This is a genomic window from Longimicrobiaceae bacterium, from assembly GCA_035696245.1.
Lineage (GTDB): Bacteria > Gemmatimonadota > Gemmatimonadetes > Longimicrobiales > Longimicrobiaceae > DASRQW01.
Window position 1 is genome coordinate 1 of the sequence record DASRQW010000188.1, and the last position, 7509, is coordinate 7509.

Sequence of the window (7509 nt, forward strand, 5' to 3'; positions counted from 1 at the left end):
TCCTGCGCTTGCGACTCACCGTCGCATGTGGCTCTGGTATCCTGCGCTCCCTCGCGGATGCTAACCCACGTCGAGCCAGGGGCCCAGCCCTTCCATATTTTCTACGCCCGCGTCACGCTCGCTGCGCAGCGCGAGTCGCCAGCCGCCCGGCTGCGAGGGCGCAACTCGACCCATACCAGGCCCGGAACTGGGCTAATGGCGTGCCTTCCCCCGCTTGCGGGGGAGGGCAGGCGAGCCTTGCGAGCCGGGTGAGGCCCACAAAAGCCGCGGACCCCTTCCGGAGCCCGCGGCTTTCTACATCCCCCATCCATCACCGCGCGACGCTTACGCCTCGCCGTGGCCGCTGTTCTCCGAGCGGCCCGACGCGCCGCTCTCCGTCTGCCCGGACGTGGAGCCCGAGGCGTTCATCCCGCCCGTGCGCGCGCCGGAGGTGCTGCCGCCCGTCACGCCCATCCCACCCGTGGCGCCCGAAGCCGAATCGGTGGAGCCGGACGATCCGGACGACATGCCGCTGCCCTGCGAGCCGCCGCGCTGCTGGGACTCGCGCTGCTGGCCCGTCTGCGAGCCGCCGGACTGGCCGCCGCGGCCCTGCTGCTGGCCGCCCATGCCGCCGCGTCCCATCTGCCCGCCTGCCATTATCCCCCCGCCATGGCCGCCGCGAGCGGGCTCGGAGATGGTCTCCAGCGTGTGCGCCACGCGGTCCTGCCCCTGGTGGCTGCTGATGTCGGTGGCGAGGTCGGCCTGCGCGACGATGCCCACCAGCCGGCCGTCGCGGTCGGTGATGGGCACGCGGCGCACCTGCTCGCGCTCCATGAGCTGCATGACCGCCTGCACGGAGTCGTTCTTGTTGCACGTCTCCAGCTCGGTGGTCATCACGTCCATCACCGTGGTGTCGCCGCCCTTGCCCTCGGCCACGGCGCGGATGGCGATGTCGCGGTCGGTGATCACGCCCTTCAGGCGGCGGCTGGTCTCGCTCTCCACGACCGGGATGATGCCCACGTCCATGTCGCGCATCTTGCGCGCGGCGTCGGCCAGCGTGGTCTGGGGCGTGACGCACTCGGGGTTCTCGGTCATGATGTCCGAGGCGCGCATCCGCCGCAGCTCGTCGCCCATCTGCGACTGCGACCCGCCGGTGCTCCCCATCGCCGAGCCGGACGAGGTGCCGCCGGTCATCCCCCCGCTGCGCCCGCCGCTCGAGTTCGCACCCGTGCGGCCGTAGCCGGAGTCACCGCTCTCGTACCCGCCGCTGCCGTAGCCGCGGTCCGACGTGCCGCCGTACCCGCCCGCCGATCCGTACCCGCCGGTGGCTCCGTAGCCGCCGGCCGAGCCGGAGCCTCCCGTCGACCAGCCGTTGTTCATCCCCCGGCCCATGCCGCCGCCGTACGAGCCCTGCGAGCCGTAGCCACCCATCGACCCGCCCGCGCCGTACCCGCCGGACGACCCGCCGCCGGTGTAACCGCCGCTCGTGTATCCGCCCCCGCCCGAGTAGCCGCCGCCGGTCGAGCCGCTGCGGTTGCCGGAGCCCATGGTGTAGCCGCGGTCCTGCGAGCCGTAGCCGCGCCCGCCGCCGTACATCCCCTGCCCGCCCGTCCCGCCGCCGTAACCGCCCTGCGAACCGCCGGCCGAGAAGTCGTTGTCGTACGCGCCGCCGCCGGAGCCGAAGCCGCTGTGCTCGCCCACGTCGCCGCCGTCGTGCGCGTCGGAGCGCATGCCGCCGGAAGCGCCGGAGTACCCGTCGGAGCCCATGCCGCCGCGGCCGTAGCCGCCCGAGTACGCGTCCTCGCCCCAGGCGCCGTTCGAGCCGCCCTGGTCGTAGCCGCCGCCGCGCATGCCCCACTGCCCCTGCTCGTAGTCTCGTCCGTAGCGCGCCATGTCGTGGCCTCCTTGCGTTGAGATTGAGCCTCCGGCGTGTGCCCCGCTGGGGCCGCCGCCGCCCCGCGCGCCCGCCCCGTGTGCGGGGTGGGAGAACGGCCGGAGCTTGCAAGAGACGCGCCTTGCGGCGCACGGAGTTACGCGCTCCGGGCCCTCCTACTCCGCCATGCGAGGACGGCGTAGCCGACCAGCGCGATAGCCGCGAAGCTGAACCACTGTACCGCGTAGCTCAGGTGCGGGCCCTCGTCCAGCGGCGGCACGGGAACGCGCTGGAGCGGCGCCCCGGCCTGCGCGGCGGACGGAAGCTGCTGCACGTACAGCGGCAGCAGGGGATGCGGATACCGCCTGCGCAGCGCCGGCAGGTCGAGCCGGCGAAAGGAGAGCGTCCGCGCCGCTCCCGAGGTGGACGGCATCCCCCCGTCGCCCGTGACCGGCACCTCCTGGAAGACGCCCTCCACCACGCGCTCGCCGGGCTCCGCCAGCGGCCGCGTGTCTACCGTAGCCCCGTCCGGCGATGGCGCCCAGCCGCGGTTGACGAGCACCGCGCGGGGGGTGCCGGAGATGCGCAGCGGCGTCACCACGTGCACGCCCGGACGCTCGTCGTGCACGCGCCCGCGGAGCACGACCTCGCCCGCGGGATCGTACGTGCCGGCGACGCGAACCCGCCGGTCGATGAAGCGCGCCGGGTCGGCCTCCACGGCGGCCACGGTGGTGCGGTCGAGCGGCATCACGGGCAGGGCGAGGGCGCGCTCCCACTGCGCGTTGCGGGCGCGGCGCTGCTCCAGCCGGTGCAGCTGCCAGAACCCCAGGCGCACGCACGTGGCTGCGACGACGACGGCGATCACCGCTCCGAGGGCGGTACGGACGGACGCTTTCAACGGAAATCCTTCACGGGTCGGGAGATGCACGGCGGACGGGCTCCGCCGCGGACGGGGAAGAATACCGCGGATGCGTGGCGGCTTCAACGACGGGAACGACGATGGGGCGCCGGAGTGAACCCTGGCGCCCCATCTTCCGTCCTTCTACGTCCTTCTACGTCCGGCCCGATGCGCCCGTAGATGCGTATCGCCGGGCGGAGATGCTTCAGCCCGGCAGGCGGTCCGGGTCCAGGCCGTACACCTGCTCGTGGGCGAGCTGCGACGGGTGGTGGTGATGGCCGTGCTCGTGCGGCTCGTGGTGCTCCACGCCCGCGCCGAACAGCCCGCCCACCACGCCGGCCACGGTCTCCATCGCCACCTCGCGCAGGTGCGACAGCGTTGCGCCCAGCGCGCCGACGCCATGCGACTCCTCGCCGGACCCGTGCCCGGTGGCGTAGAGTCCGTGCGTCTCCGTGCCCTCCAGCCGGTCCATGCGCTGGCGCAGGTCGCGGAGCTCTTCCTCCTGCGTGCGGGCCAGCTTCTGCAGCCCGCGCGCGCGGCCCTCCCAGGTGTGGGCCAGCTCCTTCCACTCCGCGTCGTGCCCGTCGTGCCCATCAGCCCCATCGCCGTAGACCGCCTCGGCCCGGCCGTTGCCGTCGCTGCCGCCGGTGAGGAGGCCCAGCAGCAGGCCGCCCGTGAAGACGGCACCGACACTCAGCATGGGCCGCTCGCGCACGGGCGACATCACGTCCAGCCGGTCCTGCAGCTTCTCCTTCTTGCGCAGCAGCACCTCTTCGATGGTGTCGATGGTCGACGACATGCGGGCGCGCGTCTGCTCGATCTCGCTGCGCGCCACGTCCGGGTCGTCGGTCGCGGCCACCTGGCCCACGGCGCCGGGGGTGGCGTGCGCGGGAAGCAGGTGGTCGGGCTGGCGGATGGGCTCGTTGCTCACGCCGCCCAGCGCGTGCCCTGCGGCCAGCGCCTCGCCGCGGTTCAGGGTGCCGTCGTCGTCGCGCCGCGTGGTGCCGTCGCCGGCTACGTAGGTCTCTGCCATGGACGCCCCCTATGAGCGAAGAAGTCGGCCGACGACGAAGCCGGCGATCGCGGCCACCACCAGCGTCTGCAGCGGGCTCTCGCGCACGTGCTCCTCGAAGCCGCCCTGCAGGTCGCGCACTCCACGGGCCGCTCCCTGCGCGGCGCCGCCCACCCCCGCCAGCCGTCCCTCGCCCTCGGGGTCGAACATGCCCGAGATGCGGTTGCCGGCGGCCGACAGCCCGCCCGCCACCGAGCCACCCAGCGCGCCGGCGCGGTCCTTCACGGCATCCACCACCTCGCCGACCCTCTCGCGCACCGTGTCCAGCGCGCCGCCGCCCTCGCCGCCGCCCAGGTAGCGCACCACCCAGTCGTGGTGCCGCTCCTCGTCCAACGCGTTCTGGTCCACCACGCGCTTCACATAGGTGGGCCAGGCGTTGGCGGTGCGGGCGTACGCGTCGTACTTGCCGCGCACCATCGCCTCGTTGGTGCGCCAGGCGATGAGGATGCCCTTGTCGCCCGCGAGTGCGCCGACGCTCTGCAGCGCCTCCTTGAGCGGCCCCGTGTCGTGCGGCTCGTTCCTGGGCACGCCGCCCAGCTCGCGGATCAGCTCGTTGAGCGACAGGATGTGGCGCTCATGGTCGCGGCGGAAGCCGGCGATCTGCATGGCGGCGTCGCGGTCCTGCAGCTTCTCCATGGCGATCTCGTACGCGCCCACCGCGTCGTGGTCCAGCTGAAGGAGGTCGTTGAGGCCCTCCAGCACGTCCGCGATGATCGCGGCGTGGGTGCCAAGACCAGTCGTTTCCATGTCCACGGTCCTCCTTGCCTGGGTTGACAGAAGCAGCGTTGCGCCGTGCCGTCGCGCACCCGGAGGGCCTCGCCGGCCCCTCCCGTCCGTCGCGGTCCCCGCCGCTCGCCTGGCGTGCGGGGAGAGCCCTGGCGCTATGCACACTCCATTCCAGCGGGCGCCGTACCGCGGGACCCCGCGCCGCGCCTGGACATCCGCCGCTCGCCCCGCTCTGGGCGGGCTCGCCGGGCTCCGGATTTGCGATTGCGGGCGGTGACGGCGCGGCCGCCCGGCGCGTCCTCCCAAGCGGGGGCGCGCGGCCGTGGGCGCCCGCGACAACGACACGCATCCAGGAGTCCTGAACCATGAGACGAATCGTCCGCGGCACGCTGCTCGCCGCCTTCGCACTGCTCCCGGCCTGCGCCTCGCTCGGTTCGCTGGGCCAGATCCTCCAGCCGCTCAGCTTCCAGGTGGACCACGGGCAGCAGGCGCAGCTCCGTCTGGTGGGCCCCTCCTTGGGCAACCCGCTGGGCGGCGCGGGAATCCGCCTGTTCGCGCGGGTGCGCAACCCCAACCCGCTGGGCCTCACGCTCAGCCGCATCCAGGGCGGGCTCTCGCTGGAGGGCCACCAGGCCGCCAACGTCAACTTCCCGCTCGGCCTCCCTCTCTCCGCCGGGCAGGAGACGGTGATCCCGCTGGACATCACGGTGAGCTTCTCGCAGCTGGGCGGCCTGGCGGACGTGGCGAGCAAGGCCCTTCGCGGCTCCCCCATCCAGTACCGCCTGGACGGCAACTTCGCCGTGGACGCCGGCCCCCTCGGCCAGCCCAGCTTCGGCCCGATGACGCTGCTGGAAGGGAACCTGGCCGTCACGCGATAGATCGCGGATGGTCGAACGACGGCAGGACGATAGGATGGTAGATGCGAAAACGGAGCGGCCGATGTGGGCGCTCCGTTTCCATTTGCGCTCGGCGGGGGTACCCCTCGCCAGCCCCTCCGCCGCAAGCGGGCAACGGGGAGCTATATCAGGGCACGATTGATGGTTACGCTCAGAAAGGCTAGACCTCCTCCGTCCGATCAGCCCTCACCACGCGCACTTCTGGTCTCCCCTCCCCCAGGCAGTTTTGGGGGAGGGGCCGGGGGAGGGGGCCCTTTTCGCCCACACGCACGAAGGGGAGCGGCGTGGGCCGCTCCCCTTCTGTTTGCCCAGCGTCGGGCGAGGTGTCTCGGTTGTGCGGGCCCCGCGGGGGCTCAGGCTTCGCCGGCCTCGCGGATGGCGCCGGCCAGGATGCCCACGGCGCGCGAGCACGAGTGGCAGTAGAGCGCCGCGGCGTACTCGCCCTCCGGGTCGGTCACGGAGGCGAAGCCGTTGGGGTCGATCTCGGGCTCGATGAAGGCGAGGACCTCCACCTGGTCCGGGCCGCACAGGGGGCACGGGACGTTCGAGGGGTCCTTCCGGTACGCCATGAGAAGCTCGAGCGCCTCGGCGTCGGAGAACGGACCCTTGGGCTGCGGAAGCGCCTCGCCGATTTCGCGGATGATTCGGTTCATCTGGTCCTCCTCTATAGATGGCCCGGTGAGCGCCCGTGCGCCCGCGGTTTTCCGATCTTCCTCGTGTGTACAGCCCCATTTGCAAGCGCCGGGCCATTCCAAGTCGCGCCACCACCGCCACTTGCAGAGAATGGACGCGAGACACACTTTCCGACCTTAATAGCATAACGGACTTATTCCATGCGCATCGTGCTGCTTCCAAGACGCGGGCCGAGCCCCAGTTTTGAAAAATTCCCCGTCCAGGTGATCACAGTTTTCTTTCGCGTTGTGCGGTACATTGCCGTGATGAGCCCGAGGTGATATTGCCGTTTGAGGGCGCGGCTCTGAGCGAACCGATGCGCCCACCTATTCTGTGATCCTGCCTGAGCAAGTCGGACAGAGGCAGATCGGGAATAGGAGCGCGCTCACGCTCTTTATACGTCGATGCGCACGAGACCGGTACGAGGCGCTGGCGGCTTGCTCGTTGTGTCGACCGACGGTAGCGGCGCGGGCGGAAAGCGGAGTGGGAGGACGAATGCCCGACGCCCCGTCCAGTTGCTGGACAGGGCGTCGATGGTTGAGCCGGGGAGAGGCTGGCGGGCGAGAGGGCTGGCGGCCCCAACCGCTGTACCCAAAACAAGATGTGCGGAGCGAGACCGGCGGCGGTTTGCCGGGCTCGCTCCGGGGTGGGGAGACCCCGGACGAAGGCGGGCCAGGCAGTATCGGCCCGCCGGAGGAGGAGGCTCCCCACCCCCGCATAGGAGACCGGCGGCAGGCAGTATCGCCGCCGGGCTCCGGAGCGGTCCGCCGCGACGGGATCATCGGTCCGCCGCTGGTTCGCCGTCCGTAGCGCCCCGGCGAATCAGTGCGCGGCCGCCTGACCCTCGGCCGATGCCGGAGCGCCCGCCGTCCTCCCCGGAAGAGGAGGCGAGCCGGGCATGAGCGTGCGGTCGAAGAGCGCCAGGATGCGCCGGTACTCGTCGGTCCACGAGTCCGGCCGCGCGAAGGTGTGGTCCTCCACCGGGTACACGGCCAGCTCCCAGTTCGTCTTGTGCAGCTCGATGAGCCGTTGCGTGAGACGGACGATGTCGGAGAAGTGGACGTTCGTGTCCACCATGCCGTGCGCCATCAGCAGGTCGCCGCGCAGCCCCTGGGCGAAGTAGATGGGCGACGACTGGCGGTACGCGACCGGGTCGTCCTGCGGCTGGTTGAGGATGCGGGCGGTGTAGCCGTGGTTGTAGTGCGCCCAGTCGGTCACCGAGCGCAGCGCGGCGCCGGAGCGGAACACGTCCGGCTCGGTGAACATGGCCATGAGCGTGATGAACCCGCCGTACGAGCCGCCGTAGAGGCCCACGCGCCGCGCGTCGACCCCCTCGTTCGCCACCATCCAGCGCGCGGCGTCCACCTCGTCGTCCAGGTCCTTTCCGCCCATG

At 71.8% G+C, this 7509-nt stretch carries 7 protein-coding genes; 1 reads left to right on the forward strand and 6 read right to left on the reverse strand.

Going from position 1 to position 7509, the window contains the following annotated elements:
• Positions 1-324: 324 nt before the first annotated feature.
• From VFE05_08925 to VFE05_08940, 4 genes are all read right to left on the reverse strand, one after another.
• Entirely contained in the window at positions 325-1872 is a 1548-nt protein-coding gene (locus VFE05_08925; protein ID HET6230180.1) for a CBS domain-containing protein, read from the reverse strand.
• Between the two features lie 137 nt (positions 1873-2009).
• Complete coding sequence (locus tag VFE05_08930; GenBank protein ID HET6230181.1) at positions 2010-2750, reverse strand: SURF1 family protein; 741 nt, start codon at positions 2748-2750, stop codon at positions 2010-2012.
• Between the two features lie 205 nt (positions 2751-2955).
• Entirely contained in the window at positions 2956-3783 is an 828-nt protein-coding gene (locus tag VFE05_08935) for a DUF3618 domain-containing protein (GenBank protein HET6230182.1), read from the reverse strand.
• 9 nt (positions 3784-3792) lie between these two features.
• A complete protein-coding gene (locus VFE05_08940; GenBank protein HET6230183.1) occupies positions 3793-4569 on the reverse strand; it encodes a ferritin-like domain-containing protein in 777 nt (258 codons plus the stop codon).
• A 344-nt stretch (positions 4570-4913) separates the two neighbouring features.
• Here VFE05_08940 and VFE05_08945 point away from each other — a divergent pair, with 344 nt between their 5' ends.
• The gene (locus VFE05_08945; protein ID HET6230184.1) at positions 4914-5426 is read left to right on the forward strand and encodes an LEA type 2 family protein; all 513 of its coding nucleotides are present in this window, start codon (positions 4914-4916) and stop codon (positions 5424-5426) included.
• Positions 5427-5797: 371 nt separating this feature from the next.
• Here the strand turns inward: VFE05_08945 and VFE05_08950 are convergent, their stop codons facing one another.
• Positions 5798-6097, reverse strand: a complete 300-nt coding sequence (locus VFE05_08950) for a hypothetical protein (protein ID HET6230185.1) — start codon at positions 6095-6097, stop codon at positions 5798-5800.
• Between the two features lie 841 nt (positions 6098-6938).
• Positions 6939-7509 (reverse strand): prolyl oligopeptidase family serine peptidase (locus VFE05_08955; protein ID HET6230186.1); only part of this gene is annotated, 571 nt, incomplete at its 5' end.

Bases quoted from the DNA above. Each gene is read 5' to 3' on its own strand.
- VFE05_08935 (HET6230182.1), bottom strand. From the start codon at position 3,783: ATGGCAGAGACCTACGTAGCCGGCGACGGCACCACGCGGCGCGACGAC.
- VFE05_08925 (HET6230180.1), bottom strand. From the start codon at position 1,872: ATGGCGCGCTACGGACGAGACTACGAGCAGGGGCAGTGGGGCATGCGC.
- VFE05_08950 (HET6230185.1), bottom strand. From the start codon at position 6,097: ATGAACCGAATCATCCGCGAAATCGGCGAGGCGCTTCCGCAGCCCAAG.
- VFE05_08945 (HET6230184.1), top strand. From the start codon at position 4,914: ATGAGACGAATCGTCCGCGGCACGCTGCTCGCCGCCTTCGCACTGCTC.
- VFE05_08940 (HET6230183.1), bottom strand. From the start codon at position 4,569: ATGGAAACGACTGGTCTTGGCACCCACGCCGCGATCATCGCGGACGTG.